Annotated in this window: 15 protein-coding genes and 1 pseudogene; 7 read left to right on the forward strand and 9 right to left on the reverse strand. The window is 58.6% G+C overall.

Features of this window, described 5'->3' with window-relative positions:
- Positions 1-131: 131 nt before the first annotated feature.
- From R6T97_RS02910 to R6T97_RS02940, 7 genes and pseudogenes are all read left to right on the forward strand, one after another.
- Positions 132-650 (forward strand): annotated as a pseudogene (locus tag R6T97_RS02910) (ATP-binding cassette domain-containing protein); the annotation flags it as partial.
- Positions 647-805: a hypothetical protein gene (locus tag R6T97_RS02915; protein WP_410347813.1), complete on the forward strand. Its 159-nt coding sequence runs from the start codon at positions 647-649 to the stop codon at positions 803-805. The pseudogene R6T97_RS02910 and the gene R6T97_RS02915, both read left to right, overlap by 4 nt.
- Entirely contained in the window at positions 802-1,629 is an 828-nt protein-coding gene (locus R6T97_RS02920; protein WP_410347814.1) for an ABC transporter ATP-binding protein, read from the forward strand. The genes R6T97_RS02915 and R6T97_RS02920 overlap by 4 nt, the downstream gene beginning before the upstream one ends.
- A complete protein-coding gene (locus R6T97_RS02925; RefSeq protein WP_410347815.1) occupies positions 1,626-1,970 on the forward strand; it encodes a hypothetical protein in 345 nt (114 codons plus the stop codon). Before R6T97_RS02920 ends, R6T97_RS02925 begins: the two co-directional genes overlap by 4 nt.
- A 33-nt stretch (positions 1,971-2,003) precedes the next feature.
- Entirely contained in the window at positions 2,004-3,014 is a 1,011-nt protein-coding gene (locus tag R6T97_RS02930) for a branched-chain amino acid ABC transporter permease (protein ID WP_410347816.1), read from the forward strand.
- Positions 3,011-4,312 (forward strand): branched-chain amino acid ABC transporter permease, encoded by a 1,302-nt coding sequence (locus R6T97_RS02935; protein ID WP_410347817.1) that lies wholly within the window; start codon positions 3,011-3,013, stop codon positions 4,310-4,312. The genes R6T97_RS02930 and R6T97_RS02935 overlap by 4 nt, the downstream gene beginning before the upstream one ends.
- 56 nt (positions 4,313-4,368) lie before the next feature.
- Complete coding sequence (locus tag R6T97_RS02940) at positions 4,369-6,831, forward strand: penicillin acylase family protein (protein ID WP_410347818.1); 2,463 nt, start codon at positions 4,369-4,371, stop codon at positions 6,829-6,831.
- A 54-nt stretch (positions 6,832-6,885) separates the two neighbouring features.
- Here the strand turns inward: R6T97_RS02940 and hflX are convergent, their stop codons facing one another.
- The 9 genes from hflX to dusB all read right to left on the reverse strand — a co-directional run bounded on the left by hflX (position 6,886) and on the right by dusB (position 18,622).
- On the reverse strand, positions 6,886-8,160 hold the full coding sequence (hflX, locus tag R6T97_RS02945; protein WP_410347819.1) for a GTPase HflX: 1,275 nt from the start codon (positions 8,158-8,160) through the stop codon (positions 6,886-6,888).
- Positions 8,161-8,162: 2 nt separating this feature from the next.
- Positions 8,163-8,396, reverse strand: a complete 234-nt coding sequence (gene hfq / locus R6T97_RS02950) for an RNA chaperone Hfq (protein WP_008235856.1) — start codon at positions 8,394-8,396, stop codon at positions 8,163-8,165.
- A 120-nt stretch (positions 8,397-8,516) separates the two neighbouring features.
- Complete coding sequence (locus R6T97_RS02955; protein WP_410347820.1) at positions 8,517-10,037, reverse strand: TrkH family potassium uptake protein; 1,521 nt, start codon at positions 10,035-10,037, stop codon at positions 8,517-8,519.
- A complete protein-coding gene (gene trkA / locus R6T97_RS02960) occupies positions 10,037-11,413 on the reverse strand; it encodes a Trk system potassium transporter TrkA (RefSeq protein ID WP_410347821.1) in 1,377 nt (458 codons plus the stop codon). The genes R6T97_RS02955 and trkA overlap by 1 nt, the downstream gene beginning before the upstream one ends.
- Positions 11,410-12,813 (reverse strand): sigma-54-dependent transcriptional regulator, encoded by a 1,404-nt coding sequence (locus tag R6T97_RS02965; protein WP_410347822.1) that lies wholly within the window; start codon positions 12,811-12,813, stop codon positions 11,410-11,412. The genes trkA and R6T97_RS02965 overlap by 4 nt, the downstream gene beginning before the upstream one ends.
- 8 nt (positions 12,814-12,821) lie before the next feature.
- Positions 12,822-15,044 (reverse strand): ATP-binding protein, encoded by a 2,223-nt coding sequence (locus R6T97_RS02970; protein WP_410347823.1) that lies wholly within the window; start codon positions 15,042-15,044, stop codon positions 12,822-12,824.
- Positions 15,045-15,174: 130 nt separating this feature from the next.
- A complete protein-coding gene (locus tag R6T97_RS02975) occupies positions 15,175-16,548 on the reverse strand; it encodes a response regulator (protein WP_410347824.1) in 1,374 nt (457 codons plus the stop codon).
- Positions 16,548-17,624 (reverse strand): two-component system sensor histidine kinase NtrB, encoded by a 1,077-nt coding sequence (locus tag R6T97_RS02980; RefSeq protein WP_410347825.1) that lies wholly within the window; start codon positions 17,622-17,624, stop codon positions 16,548-16,550. The genes R6T97_RS02975 and R6T97_RS02980 overlap by 1 nt, the downstream gene beginning before the upstream one ends.
- The gene (gene dusB / locus R6T97_RS02985; protein WP_410347826.1) at positions 17,621-18,622 is read right to left on the reverse strand and encodes a tRNA dihydrouridine synthase DusB; all 1,002 of its coding nucleotides are present in this window, start codon (positions 18,620-18,622) and stop codon (positions 17,621-17,623) included. Before dusB ends, R6T97_RS02980 begins: the two co-directional genes overlap by 4 nt.
- Positions 18,623-18,716: the final 94 nt, after the last annotated feature.

Here is an 18,716-nt window from a genome sequence, read left to right on the forward strand (position 1 = left end):
GATAAAAAACGATATCCCGCTGAGTGTGCTTTGTGGCACTTTCAGCGGGTTTTTTGTTTTACGACGTATCACCTTTCGTTTCGTGTTGTGTTTTTGCTTCAGGGAAGAGAGTGAAAATCTCTCGCTGTCCCTCGATGACAGTACGCGAAAATCTGATGATGGTCCCCGGCGGGCAATCAGGTGAGGCGCTGTGGAACACATGGTTTGGACGCAAACGGATCGCCAACGAGGAACGGGCGCTGTTGGCCAAGGCCGACGAAGTGATCGCGTTCCTCACAATCGACCACCTGAAAGAAGAAAAAGCAGGCAACCTGTCCGGCGGGCAGAAAAAGCTGCTGGAACTGGGGCGCACAATGATGGTGGACGCCAAGATCGTGTTTCTCGACGAAGTCGGCGCAGGTGTGAACCGCACCCTACTGAACACGATCGGCGATGCGATCATCCGTCTGAACAAGGAACGCAACTATACATTCGTCGTGATCGAGCACGACATGGATTTCATTGGCCGCCTTTGCGATCCGGTGATCTGCATGGCAGAGGGCCACGTTCTGGCCGAAGGGACCTTGGATGAAATCAAGGCCAACGAACAGGTGATCGAGGCTTACCTCGGCACTGGGTTGAAAAACAAAGATAAGGTAAGTGCGACATGAAATTCCTGCTGACCATCCTGCTCGGGGCCTTCATTGGCTCTGCTGCGACCTTTTATTATATCTACGTAAATCACGCGGACGGGGCCGAACAGGAGTTGATGCGCAGCACGCTGCTGACCTATGCGCCATTCCTTGAAGAGTATATTACCCCGTGAGCGATAACCCCTACCAAGATGACCGGGGCAATAAGGATCGGTCCATCACCAAAGCTGGCGGCGGGTCTCTGACGGCAGGAAACAACGCCGCACGCCATAGCCATGGTCAGGCCGGTGAGCCCTTCCTGATCGGCGACGCCATGACCGGTGGTTATGGCAAAGGCCCCGATATCCTGCACTCCTGCACCATTGCCGCCGAAAAAGGCGAGATTGCGGTAATCGTCGGGCCGAACGGGGCTGGCAAATCAACCGCGATGAAGGCGGTGTTCGGCATGTTGAGTGTCAATGAAGGTGCTGTGCGTCTGGATGGCGAGGACATCACCCACCTGTCCCCGCAAGAGCGTGTCGTGAAAGGGATGGGGTTCGTCCCGCAGACATCGAACATCTTTACCTCGATGACGGTCGAAGAGAACCTTGAAATGGGCGCCTTTATCCGCCGTGATGATTTCAACGATACGATGGCGCAGGTTTATGACCTTTTCCCGATCCTCAAGGAAAAGCGCAATCAGGCGGCAGGCGAGTTGTCAGGTGGCCAGCGCCAACAGGTCGCCGTGGGCCGCGCACTGATGACGCAGCCCAAGGTGCTGATGCTGGACGAGCCGACCGCAGGTGTGTCGCCCATCGTGATGGACGAACTCTTTGACCGGATCATCGAGGTTGCGCGCACCGGTATTCCGATCTTGATGGTAGAACAGAACGCACGTCAAGCGCTTGAAATTGCAGATAAAGCCTATGTTCTGGTGCAGGGCCGCAATGCTCACACCGGCACAGGCAAGGAACTGCTGGCAGATGAGCAAGTCCGCCGGAGTTTTCTGGGCGGATGAGAATCGTGATCGCCCTATGTGCAATCTTCGCAGAACCGGCACTGGCCGAGGTTGTCACCTGCGATCTGTCCGGCGTGCCAGTGCAGTTCGAGATAGATCAGTCCCAATTCGCACCGGCGGTTGATCCGAACGAACCACCCCGCCGTCGCGTGACGACCGTACAGTTGGGGCCAACAAGTTTTCTCGCAGATGCGATGCGTATGGGTGATATGCGCGGTTTCTCAGTCGAAGGCACAGAGGGCACCGAAATAATGATGGTGATGCAGGGTGATGGCACTGCAATGCTCAAGAATGCTCTGACGGGAACGAAGCTGACAGGCACCTGCGAGGTGCTGCAATGAACAAACAACTGATTTCCAAGGGTGAACTTTGAAATGGAATTTCTGAACGCCATCGTCGCACTTGCGAATTTTGTGATCGTGCCGGGCCTTGCTTATGGTGCGCAGCTGGCTATCGGGGCGCTGGGTGTCACGATGATTTATGGCATCCTGCGGTTTTCGAACTTTGCCCATGGCGATACGATGGCCTTTGGCACGGCGATTACGATCCTGTTCACGACCGCCTTTATCGGTATGGGCATCACATTCGGGCCGCTGCCAACTGCCCTGCTTGCCCTGCCCTTCGGGATTGGCGCAACGATCCTGCTGCTGCTAGGCACGGATTGGGCTGTCTATAAGTTTTATCGCCAGCAAAAGGCGTCACCCGTCATTCTGGTGATCGTGTCGATGGGTGTGATGTTCGTCATGAACGGTATCGTGCGTTTCATCATCGGCGTGCGCGATATCCGCTTTGCCGATGGCGAACGGTTCATTATCACGGCACGCGGCTTTCGGGAAATGACCGGACTTGACGAGGGTCTGGCGATCAAGACGACGCAGGCGATCACGGTTGTCGTGGCCTTCATCGTCATGGCTCTCTTGTTCTGGTTCCTGAATAAGACACGTACTGGTAAATCCATGCGGGCGTTTTCGGATAACGAAGACCTTGCCCTGCTGTCGGGCATCAATCCTGATTGGGTCGTTAAGGTGACATGGATGATCGTCGCGGCCCTCGCCACGACTGCCGGTGTGCTTTACGGCCTCGATAAATCCTTCAAAGCCTTCACCTATTTCCAGCTTCTGCTGCCAATCTTTGCGGCGGCCATTGTAGGTGGTTTGGGTAATCCCATCGGGGCCATTGCGGGCGGGTTTGTCATCGCCTTCAGCGAGGTCACGATCACCTATGCATGGAAGAAAGTGCTGGTGTACCTGATGCCTGAAAGTCTGGAACCCGATGGCCTCGTCCAGCTTCTTTCGACCGATTACAAATTCGCCGTCAGCTTTGCGATCCTGATTATCGTGCTGCTGTTCAAACCCACGGGTCTTTTCAAGGGACAATCCGTATGAGCACCACCGTCAGAGATAGCGCCCTCTTCGGGCTTGTTGCCGTCCTGCTAATCGGAACAGGTATGATTCAAGGCTGGAACTCGGCCCTGCTCATCCTGAACATGGGGCTGATTTCGGCGATCATGGCGTTGGGTGTGAACCTGCAATGGGGGTTCGCGGGGCTTTTCAACATCGGTGTCATGGGTTTTGTGGCGCTGGGTGGACTTGCCGCTGTGCTTGTCTCGACCGAGCCTGTGCCAGAGGCATGGCAGGCCGGTGGCTTGCGTATCTTCGCCGGTCTTGCACTGGGCGCGCTGACTGTCTTTGCAGCCGTGCAGGCGCAAAAACGGCTGGAAGGACGCACCAAGACGATTGCAACCCTCGTTATCCTCGTCGGTGGATTCTTCCTTTACCGTGCGGTCTTCGATCCCGGCAAGGTCGCTGTCGAAGCTGTGAACCCGGCTGTCAGCGGCAACCTCGGTGGTCTGAACCTGCCGATCCTGTTCAGTTGGCCTGTGGGCGGCCTGCTGGCCGCCGGTGCAGCCTGGGTGATCGGCAAGACCGCGCTGGGACTGCGCTCTGATTATCTGGCGATTGCGACGCTGGGTATCGCAGAAATCATCATTGCCGTTCTCAAGAACGAAGACTGGCTGGCGCGCGGGGTCAAGAACGTCATCGGTCTGGACCGTCCGGTGCCCTACGAGATCGACCTGCAACAAGACCCCGCATTCGTGGAAAGGGCCGCCAACTTCGGGCTTGATCCGGTTTTGGCGTCGACGCTTTACACGAAAATGGGTTATGCCATCTTGTTCACGATTGTGCTGCTCATCCTTTTGTGGCTGGCGCAGAAAGCACTGCAATCCCCTTGGGGCCGTATGATGCGCGCGATCCGCGACAATGAAACAGCAGCAGAGGCGATGGGCAAGGACGTGACGGCGCGGCACTTGCAGATCTTTATCCTTGGGTCTGCCGTGTGTGGCATCGCAGGCGCGATGATGACAACGCTGGACGGGCAGCTGACCCCCGGCTCCTATCAGCCGCTACGCTTTACCTTCCTTGTCTGGGTCATGGTCATTGTCGGCGGGTCCGGCAACAACTTTGGCGCGGTTCTGGGGGGTCTGCTGATCTGGTGGCTCTGGGTGCAGGTGGAACCGCTTGGCCTTGGGTTGATGAACATTCTGAGCAGCGGGTTGGAAGACGGCAGCGCACTGAAGGACCGGATGATCGAATCCGCAGCCCATATGCGTCTTTTGACGATGGGTGTGGTGCTCTTGCTGGTGTTGCGTTTCAGCCCGCGCGGACTGATCCCCGAACGGTAACTTGCCCATGCTGTCTGCCCTGCTAGAAGGGGCAGACCATTCTACGCGAGGACCCTATGGCGCTGATCTTCCGCTGGCTTGTCCGGCTTGCCTCTGCCCTGATATTGCTTGGCACCGCTGCCATCGCGCTGGCCTATTATTTTGCCTCGCGGTCCCTGCCCGACTACACCGCCACACGTGACATCGCGGGTATCACCGCTCCGGTCGAGATCGTCCGCGACAATGCCAATGTGCCGCATATCTTTGGCGAAACGGATGAGGACGTCTATTTCGCCCTTGGCTATGCCCACGCCCAGGATCGGCTCTGGCAAATGACGATGCTGCGACGGACGGCCCAAGGGCGGCTGTCAGAGCTGTTCGGCGAGCGCACGGTGGGCATTGACGAGGTGTTGCGACGCTTTGACCTTTACACCTTGTCGGTATCTTCGGTGAACGCGCAGACCGATGAAACGAGGGCGTATCTGACCGCTTATTCCCGTGGCGTGAATGCTTGGCTGGCCGAAGTCAACAAAGGCGCACTGGGTCGTGGTGCGCCCGAGATGTGGCTTTTCAACCATGCGATCGCACCGTGGCAACCCGCCGATTCGATCGCGGTGCTCAAGCTGATGGCGCTTGATCTGACGTCGAATCTGGAAAACGAAGTTCTGCGCGCACGCACCTCGCTCTTGCTCGACGATGACCGGCTGCGCGACATCCTGCCCGATGACCCGACAAATGGCATTGCGGCATTGCCCGAGTTCGCCAGCCTGATCCCCGGCGTCGCACCTTACACACCCAACATGCGATTGGCCTATGATCCGCTCTCTGCGATCAAACCGGCGCCCTTGCGCGGCGCATCGAACGCTTGGGCGGCAAGTGCGGCACGGTCGGCGACAGGCTCTACCTTGCTCGCGAACGACCCGCATCTGGGCCTGACAGCCCCTTCGATCTGGTATCTGGCACGGCTGGAGCTTGAAAACGGCGGTGTGATCGGTGGAACGATCCCGGGAATGCCCCTGATCCTGAGCGGCCGCAGCGATGTACTGGGATGGGGCCTGACGACCGCAATGGTCGATGACATCGACATCATGGTCGAGGAGGTGAACCCCGACAATCCCGAAGAATACCGCAGCCCGAACGGATGGGCACCATTCCGCACGCGCGACAGCATCATCAATGTCAAGGATAGCGCGGCCGTGACCCTGCGCCTGCGCTGGACGGCGAATGGACCCGTCATGCCGCGCGGAAGATACGATCTTGGAACGATCACCCCGCCGGACCATGTTACCGCGATTTCATGGACAGCGCTTTCCGACCGCGACACGTCGATGTCGGCAGCAATGGAAATCAATCATGCCCGCACCGTGGAAGAGGCCATTACCGCTGGGGCGGACTTCATCGCGCCGGCCCAGAACCTGACCCTTGCCGATCGAAACCGGATCGCCATGAAGACCATCGGTGCCATGCCCGCTCGTGACGCCAACCACCAAAGCCGGGGGCGCCTGCCGACCTTTGGATATCTGCCGGAAAACCGGTGGCAGGGGCGCTTTCCCTATTCCGAAAATCCCGAATTCCTCGACCCGCCCGGCGGCATTCTGGGCAACACAAACAACAAGACCGTCGACCGTCCCTTTCCGCGCCATGTCACCTATGAATGGGGCGACACGCAGCGGATCAACCGCTGGCAACGTCTGATGCAGGCGCGCGAGGTGCATACCCGCGACAGCTTTATCGAGGCCCAACTCGATACTGTCAGTTTCACCGCACGCACGCTTTCCACGCTGATGGGGGCCGATTTGTGGTTCACCGGAGATGCCGCTGCCGAAGGTACACCCGAACGACGGCGGCAGATCGCGCTGGATCTGCTAGCTGCCTGGAACGGCGAGATGAACGAACACCTGCCCGAGCCGCTGATCTATGCGGCATGGGTGCGTGCGGTCCAACAACGGCTGATCCGCGACGAGTTGGGGCCACTGGCTGCTGAATTCACCCATGTCGAACCGGTTTTCATTGAACGGGTCTTTCGCGATATCGATGGCGCGGGTGTCTGGTGCGATGTGATCCAGTCTGCGCCGGTCGAGACATGCACCGACATCGCGCGACAATCACTTGATGACGCGCTGGTCTGGATTACCGAAAACCACGGTGCAGCGGTCGAGGCCGTACGCTGGGGCGACGCGCATGTCGCGACCCATGATCACCCGGTCTTGGGCAACACGCCGATCCTGAAATGGGTGGTGAACATCCGCCAGTCGACCAGCGGCGGCGATCACACGCTGCAACGGGCCAAAACCTCTGGCGTTGACCCCGACCCGTTTCAGAACGTTCATTCCGGTGCCTATCGCGGGGTCTACGACTTTGCCGATCCAGACAGTTCGGTGTTTATCACATCCACCGGGCAATCCGGGCATCCGCTGTCACGGCACTATGACAATCTGGGCGAGTTGTGGCGGCGGGGTGAGTATATCCCGATGTCGCTTGACCCAAATCTGGCGCGGGCTGCCGCTGTTGGGGTGACGGTGTTGCGGCCTCTTAACTAGCACAATCCAGAGTTGCTGCGATAGTCGGCTTTGTCCGAACACCCGCCCTGACCGCTATAACCGCGCAAACCGCTCTTTTTGCAACTGCGTCCAGAATACCGTCAGGTCATATCCGGTTTCTGTCTGCTCTTCGTGCGTCACGATCCCAGCATCAAAAAGCCATGCGCGTTTGCGACCCTCCGAGAACGGCAATGACAGATGCTCTTCGGTCCGCGGGTCCTTCAGCTTGTCAGGGATCGCCGCCAAGAGCGTATCCATGCCTTCGCCCGTGATCGCAGAGACAGCAAACAGGTCGTCCATCCGCGCCGCTTGGGTCAGCACCGCGTCGCGGTCGTCGCCGTCGAGCAGGTCGATCTTGTTCCAGACCTCGATGATCGGCGCTTCTTCGGCCACCCCAAGGCTTTGCAGAATTGCGTGGACATCCTGCGCCTGTTCTTCGGTCTGCGCATGGCTGATATCGCGGACATGGACAATCAAGTCGGCATCCAGCACTTCTTCCAAAGTCGCACGGAAAGCCGCGACCAGTTCGGTCGGCAGGTCACTGATGAAACCCACGGTGTCGGACATGATGATTTCGTCCCCCGTCGGCAGGACGATCTTGCGCATGGTGGGGTCCAGCGTGGCAAAGAGCATATCTTTGGCAAAGACATCCGCACCGGTCAGACGGTTGAACAGCGTCGATTTCCCCGCGTTGGTATAGCCGACCAAGGCCACAATCGGGAACGGCACCTTAGCGCGCGATGCACGGTGCAATTCGCGGGTTTTGACCACCTTGGCCAGTTGCTTGCGTAGGCGGTTGAGCTGTTCGTCAATCGCGCGGCGGTCCGCCTCGATCTGGGTTTCACCGGGGCCGCCGACAAAGCCCAAACCACCCCGTTGCCGCTCAAGGTGGGTCCATGCGCGGACAAGCCGTGTGCGCTGATAGGACAGCGCGGCCATTTCGACCTGCAGCACACCTTCCGAGGTACGTGCACGGTCGCTGAAAATTTCGAGGATCAGACCGGTCCGGTCCAGCAGCTTTACGCCCCATTCTTTTTCAAGGTTGCGCTGTTGCACCGGCGTCACCGGCCCGTCGACCAAGACCAGTTCGACCTCGGCGTCGTGGAAAACCTGCTTGAGTTCCGCAATCTTGCCCTTGCCGAACAGCTTGCCGGGATGGATGCGCGGCAGCCGCACGATGTTCGCACCCACGACCTCAAGATCCGGCAAAGCGGCGGCAAGCGCCACGCCCTCTTCCAATGCAGGCTCGGCGGCGCGGCGGGTCTGGTCGGATTTCAAATCAGGGTGAAGCACCCAGGCCCGGGTGACGGGGCGATCGTGTTCGAGCAATGCTACTCTTCACCTTCATAAAGACTGATGGGCTGCGCCGGCATGATGGTTGAAATCGCGCTTTTATAGACAAGCTGTGATTGCCCGTCGCGACGCAGAAGCACGCAAAAGCTGTCAAACCACGTAATCACACCCTGAAGCTTCACTCCGTTCACAAGGAAAATGGTCACGGGAACCTTGACCTTGCGCACATGGTTCAGAAATGCATCTTGCAAATTCGCTTTATCGGCAGCCATCGCGACACCCTTTTTTATTGCTCTTACACGGCCGCGCACCGGCCCCCCAAAGTCGTTATCACCAGTATGTCGTGGCTGAACGGGACTTTCCACCCCCAAAATACAATTCAAATGAGGCGCTTAGCGTTGCCAGATTTCGGGATTGAAGAGCGCGATGATCGCCAGCGTCTCCAACCGCCCAAGCACCATCGCAAATGCCAGAATGACCTTGGCCGCGTCAGGGATGCCTGAATAGGCAATTGGTGTTTCCGCGGCAACTGTCGCCAAGGGCCCCGTTGTGGACAGGGCGGAAACAGCAAGCACCATCGCGGTTTCGAACTGCACACCTGTCAGCGAGAGCATCAGCATCACCGCGGCAATACTGAGCGCAAAGAGCATGAAGAAAACCCATGAAATATAGGCACCTTGCCTGCGTATCCGGCGTGCATCCTTCCCGCCACCACCGATGGATGACGGGTGCAAAAGCCGCTCCTGCTCGCGCTCGCCATGGCGATAAAGGGCATAGATCCGCAACAGCTTCACGCCCCCTGCGGTGGTCGCGACGCCGCCGCCGATCAATGCCATTCCAATCAGAAACAGGCCCGGTGTACTCAGCCCCGACCACGCGGTGGCACCCGACCAGTAATGCGACTCAAAACCGGTCGTCGTCAAAAACGATGTCACCGTGAACAGCGCCCCCCAGAAAGCGGCAGCAATTTCTTGCGCACCCGCAGGCTCTGTCTGACCCGTCGATCCAAGGTAATGCCGCAAGAACAACAGCATCGTTACGCTACCGATCAGGACAAGTGCCGTGATAAACTCCGGATCGCGGCGCAGCCCCTGATCGCGTTCGCCAATCAGACCGCGGCTGAACGTCAGCCGCGACAGCGCGAAGACAAAGAAGCAGAAGATCAGCAATTCCCCCCAGAAACGCGATGCGGCAAAATACAGCCCGCCAATGGCGGAAATTCCGGATGTCGACATCGTCGACATGGCGTGCATCAGGGCGATGTATGGAAACTCGCCCGCAATCACGAGGCCGACCCACAGGGTTCCGGTCAAGACCACGTAAACCGGCGTCAACGTCATGGTGTAGCGGACCAACCGTTCCGCTGGATCGGCAATGTGGGCAATTTGTGAAAACGAACTGGACTCGGTCTTGCCTGCATTTCCGGTCGCGCGGACTTCGAAACCGCCAAGGTTCATCGGCGCAAAGATCGACACCGCCGTTACCCAAACCAGCAAGCCCCCCAGCCAGCCAACAAGCCCCCGCCACAGATGCTGGGAAGGGGTCAACCGCCCTGCATTATCATAGACAGAGGCCCCCGTCGTGGTGAAGCTGGATACCATTTCAAACCAGGCATTCAGGAATGTCGTGTTGCCGACGGCCTCGTAGAACGGGATCGCGAACATGATCGGCAAGGCACTGAAAGCGGCCAACAACCCGATCAACTGGCTGCGTGCAACGCTGCGCGGCGCGTAGCCTGCCGTTGCAAGACCGATCATCAAGGTGATGGTTGAGAACAGCACGAACCCGTAGAAGAAAATACGCATGGTGTTGAAATCTTCCATGACCGCCGCATGTCCCGCGGGCACGATCATCGCGATCGCCCCGAGACCCATAAGGATCACGAAAAATGGCAGGCGGACGATCCAACCCATCAGAAGAAGTCTATCGAAACCTGCAAAAGACGTTCCACTTCGGGGACATCTTCTGACATCGCAAAGATGGCGATGACGTTGCCTTCTTCGATGCGTGTCTCACCGGTGGGGCGCACGATCTTGCCTTGCTGCATGATAGCACCGATCAATGCCCCCTCGGGAAAATCGATATCCTTGACCTTCTGGCCCGCGATGGGGGATGTACCCAGAACCTGCGCTTCGATCACTTCGGCTTCGGCGTCGCCTATCGAATAAACGCCGCGCACCCGGCCATGCCGGATATGGCGCAGGATCGAACTGACCGTCGTGGCGCGCGGGTTGATGTAAGCGTCAATGTTCAGCGGGCCCATCAGGGGCACCAAAGTCGGATCGTTGACCAGCGAAATCGCCATCTTGCAGCCCATCTCCTTGGCGCGCACCGCCGCCAGCAGGTTGGTTTTATCGTCGTCAGTCACGGCAAGCACCGCATCCGCGTTCGCGATATTCGCCTCTTCCAGCAAAGCACTGTCGAGGCCATCGCCATGCAGCACAATCGTGCGGTCCAGCGCATCAGCCGCGCGTTCTGCACTTTCACGCCGGAATTCGATCATCTTCACACGGACACGCTCTGTGCGCGCTTCGAGTGCTTTGGCCACCCCCAGCCCCACATTGCCGCCGCCAATAATCACAATACGTTCTTGTTTCGACTGGGTTTTTCCAAAAATCTCCAATGTGCGGGTCATGTCTTCGGTGTCAGTGAACACATAGCATTCATCATTGGGAAATATCTGATCACCGGCCGAAGGTACAAAAAGCACACCGTCCCGCCGGACACCCACAACGACGGCCCGCAACGTCGAAAAAAGGTCCGTCAACTGCCGCAGCGGCGTGTTGACGACGGGGCAGTCTTGATCGATCGTAATGCCAAGCAGTTGGGCGCGGCCCTCAAGGAAGCTTTCTGTGTCAAACGCCGCAGGCGCCGCAAGCCGCTGCAATGCAGCCTCTGCCACTTCCCGCTCGGGCGAGATAACCACGTCGATCGGCAAGTGGTTGCGGCGGTAAAGATCCGCATAGACCGGATCAAGGTAGTTCTGCGCCCGCAGGCGCGCGATCTTGCGCTGTACCGAGAAAACCGAATGCGCCACCTGACAGGTGACCATATTCACCTCGTCCGAATAGGTCGCTGCGATGATCATGTCGGCATCCGACGCCCCTGCCCGATCAAGCACATCGGGATAGCTTGCAAACCCCGCAACCCCTTGCACATCAAGCGTATCGGTCGCGCGACGCACCAGTTCAGGGTTGTTGTCGACGACCGTGACATCGTTCTTTTCGCCAGACAAATGGCGGGCAATCTGCCAACCGACCTGCCCAGCACCGCAGATAATGACTTTCATAGTTCGTCGCCTTCTACATAGGCCACGCGGCCTCCGGCCTTGTTTGTGGTCACGACCCCCAGCGACTTCAGCTTGCGGTGCAAGGCAGACCGTTCCATGCCCACAAACGCCGCCGTCCGGCTGATGTTGCCGCCAAAACGGTTGATCTGCGTCAGCAGGTATTCCCGCTCGAACAACTCCCGCGCTTCACGCAAGGGCAATGTCGCCAGCCCACCAGCCAGCACGATACGACCTTCCTCGCCGCCGCCTTCTTCGCTGTTGGGCAGCTCCCTGGCGCTGATGTCTCCGGTATTTTCACCCAGAATAAGAACACGTTCCACGACGTTCTTCAACTGCCGCACATTCCCCGGCCAAAGCATCGTCTGCAACAGGGCTTGCGCGTCCTCGGCCAGTTTGCGCAGCGGAAGGCCCTGCGCTTTGTTGCAAGTTTCGATGAAATGTTCCGCAAGCAGCGGAATATCCTCGCGGCGTTCTTCCAGTGATGGCACCGCAATCGGCACGACGTTCAGGCGATGGTACAATTCTTCTCGGAACGTGCCCGCATCGATCGCCAACGTGAGGTCCCGGTTGGTACTGGAAATAACCCGCAGGTCGACCTGCACTTTTTCGTTCCCGCCGACGCGCTGAAAACGCTGTTCCACCAATACGCGCAGGATCTTGGACTGTGTTCCCAGCGGCATATCCGCAATCTCGTCAAAGTAAACAACGCCGCCATTCGCCTCTTCCAGCAACCCCGGCTCGATCCCGCGTCCGCTGTCTTCGCGGCCAAAAAGCACAACTTCCACTTGTTCGGGCTCGATCGAGGCAGAGTTGACGACGACGAAAGGCGCCGATGCGCGACTGGAATTGGCGTGAATGTAACGGGCGGCGATTTCCTTACCGGCACCTGCAGGACCGGTCAACATGACCCGTCCGTTGGATTTCGTGACCTTGTCGAGTTGCGACTTCAGCATACGGAATGCGGCACTATCGCCCAACATTTCAGTGGCGTGGTTTTCGCCGCGCTTGAGTTCGACATTCTCTCGGCGCAAACGCGATGTCTCCATCGCGCGGCGGATCACCACCAAAAGCTGGTCGATGTTGAAAGGCTTTTCGATAAAGTCGTAGGCACCCTGCTTGATCGCGGCCACCGCGATCTCGATGTTGCCGTGGCCGGAAATGATCACAATCGGCACTTCCGGATGGTCGCGCTTTACAGACTTCAGGATATCGATCCCGTCCATGTTGCTGTCTTTCAGCCAGATATCGAGGATCATCAGCGCCGGCGGCTCTGCCGCAATCTGGGCCATACATTCGTCTGACGTGCCGGCAAGCCGTGTCGTATATCCCTCATCGATCAGGATTTCCGAAATCAGCTCTCGAATGTCGCGTTCATCGTCGGTGATCAGAATATCGCCCATAACTTACCTCATGCTGGAATTTTTGAAGCCCGCGCCGATTGCGCTGCGGCAGGCAGTTGAATAATGGCGCAGGCTCCGGCGTGGTCATGGCCTGCAAAGGGTTCGGCATCCGTCAAAGTGAGCGTTCCGCCATGTTCTTCGATGATTTTCTTGACGATCGACAGACCAAGCCCCGTCCCCTCGCCCCGTGTCGTGACGTAAGGTTCGAACAACCGTGCGCGGTCTTCGGGTAGGCCGATCCCGTTGTCGGAAATCTTGATCGTGACCTGCTGTGCATCGGACGTCATGCGCAACTGTATTTCAGGGCGATAGTCTTCGGGTGCTTCTTGTTTGGCGTACGTCTCGGTCGCTTCGCCCGCGTTCTTGAGCAGATTGGTCAGCGCCTGCCCGATCATCGTATCATCCATATCGACAAGGACCGCCTCTTCGGGGATGCTTGCTGCGAAATGCACTTTCGGCTGACCTGCGATTTGCAGGGACAGCGCGTCATGCACCAATTGGGTCATGTCATTGAGATGCAATTCCGGCTCTGGCATCCGCGCGAATTTCGAGAATTCATCGACGATGCGCCGCAAATCGTTGGTCTGCCGGACGATCACATCGGTCATTTGTTCCAACTTGTCCGCGTCATGGCCCACCTGACTGAGAAACTTGCGTTTGATCCGTTCGGCGGACAACTGGATCGGGGTCAGCGGGTTCTTGATCTCATGCGCGATCCGGCGGGCCACATCGCCCCAAGCCGCCATTCGCTGCGCACTGACAAGATCAGTGACATCGTCAAAGGCCACTACATAACCTTCAAGCGTGCCATCAAGATTACGGCGCTGCGACATGCGCACCAGCAGGCTTTCGTGCTGGCCCTTGCGGATCAGGTTGATCTGTTCTTGCACACTGTCGCTGTCGGCCCCGGAGATTTGCGCAAAAAGCCCCCCGAATTCCGGTATCGCGACAGAGATTGCCGTTTCTTCGGGATGGTCCCCCACCGACAGCAACCGGCGGGCCGATGGGTTCACGAAGGTCACATGTCCCAGTGCATCAAGGCCGATGACGCCGGATGTGACCGAACTCAGCACGGAATCGAACAGCCGTCCCCGGCGTTCGGTGCGCTGGTTGGTTTCGATCAATTGATCCCGCTGTCCTTTCAGGCGGCTCGTCATCTGGTTGAAGTAATGGCCAAGCTGGGAAATCTCGTCCTCGCCGTCATCCTCGATCACGCGCACATCAAGATCGCCCGAGCCCACGCGCTGCGATGCCGACACCAGACGCCCCACGGGCCGCGACAGCCGTTCGGCAAACCACAACCCGCCCCAGATCGCACCAAGGATCAGAATGATCGAAAAACCAAGATAAAGCAGACCGAATTGGAACAAGAGTTGCCCGCGCTCGTTCTGCAACTCTTCGTACTGCGCCACGGTTTCCGTGGTGTTGTCGAGCAGGGACAGAACGTTTCCGTCAACCGGGCGCGTCACGTAAAGATACCGGTCGCGGAATGCCGCCAGCGGTATGAGTGCGCGGAATTCGTTATTGGCAAAGTCCTGAATAATCGCAAGGCCGGTTTCGTCCGCACGGGAAAAATCATCAGCCGATGGCCGTTCATAGCCGAATTCGTATGACCGCGCGCCCCGTGCCGTAATCGTCCCGAGACCGTCGATCACGAAGGCTTCACTCAGGCCGCGCTCCACCTGCGCCTGTACCTCGCCCAAGGCCCGGCGCACTTCGCCGTCATCCATGAACAGGTTGGCCTGCCGCTCGCGGTTCAGATAGGCCGCAAGGCCCCGTCCGTCGCGCGTCAACTCCTGACGGTGTTCTTCCTCATAGGCTTGCGCAGTCGTCAACGACGTGCGCAGCACATTGCCCACCGGCTCCGAAAACAACCCTTCGAGCGCGATGGAGATCAGCGTCACCGAGAACACAGCGACCAGAACGATGGGCACAAGCGCCGAGAGCGCGAAAACACCGGTCAGACGCAGGCTCAACTGCGAACCGGCCGAACGCGCACGCCGCGCAGAGACCATGCGCGCCACTTGCCGCATGACAAGGGCCGCAACGACCAGAACGTAGATCAGATCAAGCAGCAGCACCAACCGTAGCGATCTCGAGGATGCACCGCGATCCAGCGGCCCGACCACAATATAAGTCACCACCGCCAGCACAGGCCCTGCCACAACCAAGCCGATGGTAAACGCAGTCATGACATGCCGCTGGCGGAACCAGCGGTTTATTCTCGTCATATTCAGGCCCGGAAGGGTACGCCGCACGCGCAATGCCCTGTTATTGAGGTGGGGTCGCCCCCACGGTACCGCCAATCGCTGTGGTCTTTCTGCTACGCTGACGTAACAGCGCCACGGTTCTGTTGCGGTTTTACATCAATTTGCGGCGCCGAGTCACGCGGATATCGAGGTCTGTGATCTTCTTGCGCAGCGTATTTCGGTTAATTCCAAGCAAATCAGCGCATTTTGCCTGATTTCCACCCGTCGCATCCAGTGCAATCTCGATCAGGGGCGCCTCAACCTCCTTGAGGATTCGGTTATAAAGCCCCGGGGGTGGCAGTACGCCCCCGTGCAAATCGAAGTAGCGGCGCAGGTGTTTGCCCACACTGGCGCTCAGCTTGTCGCCCTCGCCACCCGACCGCAGCGGTTCGATCGCGGGCTGGTTGCCCAACACCATCTCGACCTCGGGCCGCGTGATTTCATCTTCGGCCGCTGTGAAAACCAGACGGCGCACGGCATTTTCCAACTGGCGCACATTTCCCGGCCAGCTATAGGCGCGGACCAGATCAAGGGCTGCATCCCCGAACCGTCGCAGCGGGGCACCGTCACGTTCGGCGCGGGTCAGAAAGTGTTCGGCAAGCAGAGGAATATCGTCGACGCGTTCCCGCAAGGACGGCACATCGACGGTGACGCCCCCCAAGCGATAGAACAGATCCTCGCGGAAATGCCCGTCTTCCATCCGCACCATCAGGTCCGACTGCGATGTCGCCATGATCCGGGGGGCATTTTCACCCAGACTGTCAAGCATCCGCACGATGCGCGCCTGTGCCTGCTCGGACAGGTCGCTGACCTCGTCAAACAGGATCGAGCCGCCCTTGGCGCGGCTCAGCACCGTCGATGGGCCATCCATCCCTTCCAGATCGCCACCCGAGACAACCACGAAAGGTAGGCTGCGCCGGTCGGAAAAGTCATGGACGGCGCGCGCGATCAGCGATTTACCCGTGCCGCTTTCACCTGTGATCAAGACCGGAAGCTGGGTATTCATGACCCGTGCCACAAGCCGGTAGAGTGACTGCATCACCGGGGTCCGCCCCACAAGCGGAAGATCACCGTTCTGCCCTGCCACCTCTGTATCGGGGGTGCGGGACACGGGCGCGCGGCGCTTGACTTCAAGCGCGCGGGCGGCGCGTTTCATCAGATCGGGCAGATCGAAGGGCTTGGGCAGATAATCATAAGCATCCGCCTCTGCCGCCTGAATGGCTGTCATGATCGTGTTCTGCGCGGAAATCACGATCACCGGCAAACCGGGTCGGGCCTCTGCGATTTTGGGCAGTTGATCCAACCCGTTGCCATCGGGCATGATCACATCGGAGATCACCAGATCGCCTTTGCCTTCGTCCACCCATCGCATCAGGGTCACGATCGAAGACGTCGCATGCACCTTACACCCTGCGCGAGTCAACGCCTGCGTCAGCACGGTGCGGATTGTGCGGTCGTCATCGGCAACAAGAACTGTCCCGTCCATCAATCTTCTCCTGTTTCATAATCTTTGGGTACCACAGGCAGCGATATCCGAAACACGGTGCGCCCCGGCACACTGTCAACGGATATCCACGCACCGGCATCACCGATCAGCTTGGACACCAATGCCAATCCGAGCCCGGTACCGTTTTCCCTGCCTGATACGAAGGGCTCGAAAATGTCATTCGCAATCTCGCGCGGCAGGCCGGGGCCATCGTCGATAATCTCGACCTGCAAGGGCAGACGCGCCTGCGTGCCGTCCGAGCGGTGTACCCGCAGGGACGTGTCATAAAATGTCCGTAGACGGATCGCGCCTGCGTCTTTGCTTGCCTCCGACGCATTCTTCAGCAGGTTCAGGAAGACCTGCAAAAGCTGGTCCCCATCCGCCAGTGTTTGCGGCAGGGACGGATCGTAGTCCTCGATAAACAGCATATGCGCGCCAAAACCGACCGCCGCCGATTGGCGCGCACGATCCAATATATCGTGAATGTTCACATTCTTCAGTACCGGCTTGCGCAAATTCCCGAACTGTTCGACCTGTTCCAGCAATTTCACGATGCGGCGGCTTTCCTCGACAATCAGATCGGTCATTTCCTGATCTTCGGACGACAGCCCCATGGACAGCAGTTGCGCCGCACCGGTGATGCCTGCCAGCGGGTTCTTGATTTCGTGGGCCAGCATTTCAGCCATGCCGATCGCCGATTTCGCGGCCTTGCCGGACGAATGATTCTGGTTGATCCGGCTCGCAATTTCGCGCGGGCTGATCATGACGATCATCGTGTCTTCGCTGCCCTGAAGCGGTGCGAATTGCAGGTTGCACATCATCGGCGCGCGTTCCCCGCTGCCCACGTCCACATCGTTGACAAAAAGCGATGTCCGGTTTTTGCGCGCGCGGCTGAAAGGCTCCTCGAGGGGGGCATCAATCATCACCTTTTCCCATAGCTTCTGGCCGACCAGTGACTTTGACGACATGTTCAGAAAGCTTTCGGCAGCCGAGTTGCTCATGATGATGATATCATCGCCGTCCAGCATCAGAGAAGGAACGGGCAAGGATGACCAAAGCGCCTGACCCAAAATCATGCCGCCACCTGCATTTCGAACGCGTCCGGCAAATCGCGCAGCACCTCGGCGGGGCTGGTCCGGGTCAGGATCGCCTTGCGCAAGGCAGGTTCTGTTCCTGCATCATCCATGTACCAGCCAAGGTGTTTGCGCGACACTTTGCGCCCCAGCTCAAAGCCATAGAACGACAGCATCGCTTCATAGTGCTTGCAGACCATCTCGGCCAGGGCGCGGCCTTGGGGGATGTCGGGCTCGGGTGTGCCATGAAGTGCAGCCGAGACCTGCGCCAATGCCCAAGGCCGCCCCTGTGCGCCGCGTCCGATCATCACGCCATCAGCACCTGAAAGGGTCAGTGCCTGCCGCGCGGTCGCCGCATCCACGATATCGCCGTTGGCAATGACCGGTATCGACACCGCCTCTTTGATCTTGCGTATCGCAGCCCAATCGGCAGAACCCTTGTAGAACTGACACCGCGTGCGTCCGTGGATGGTCACCAGCTTGATACCTGCGTCTTCGGCACGTTTGGCCACGATTGACGCGTTCAGGCTGTCTTGATCCCATCCCAGACGGGTCTTTAGCGTCACAGGCACATCCACCGCATTCACGACCGCTTCGATCAGGCTGAGCGCGTGATCGGGGGTGCGCAGCAAGGCAGAGCCGGAATAGCCGTTCGTCACCTTCTTGGCCGGACAACCCATGTTGATGTCGATGATCGCCGCACCGTTCCCTGCGGCCATTCTTGCAGCTTCCGCCATCCAATAGGCTTCGCGACCGGCAATCTGCACGGCGGTCCCGGCTTGATCATAGCCCAGTTCGGCCCGTTCCCGCACGCCCGGTTTCGCTTGTACCATTTCCTGACTTGCGACCATTTCGCTCACGACCCAGCCTGCACCGAAGGACGCCACCAACTGGCGGAACGGCAAATCCGTGATCCCCGCAAGCGGCGCAAGCGCGACCGGCGGTGTCAGGGACACGGTATCAAGAATCAGAGAATCGGACTGTGCCAAAGGAATAATCATTCGCTTATCTGTTGCGCGCTGTGCTTGGCTTAGGGGCAAAGTACTGTTTCCTCAACGAATTCCGACAGGATTTCTCCCGATTAATTAGCGTTTG

Source organism: Yoonia sp. (genome assembly GCF_046498525.1).
GTDB lineage: Bacteria > Pseudomonadota > Alphaproteobacteria > Rhodobacterales > Rhodobacteraceae > Yoonia.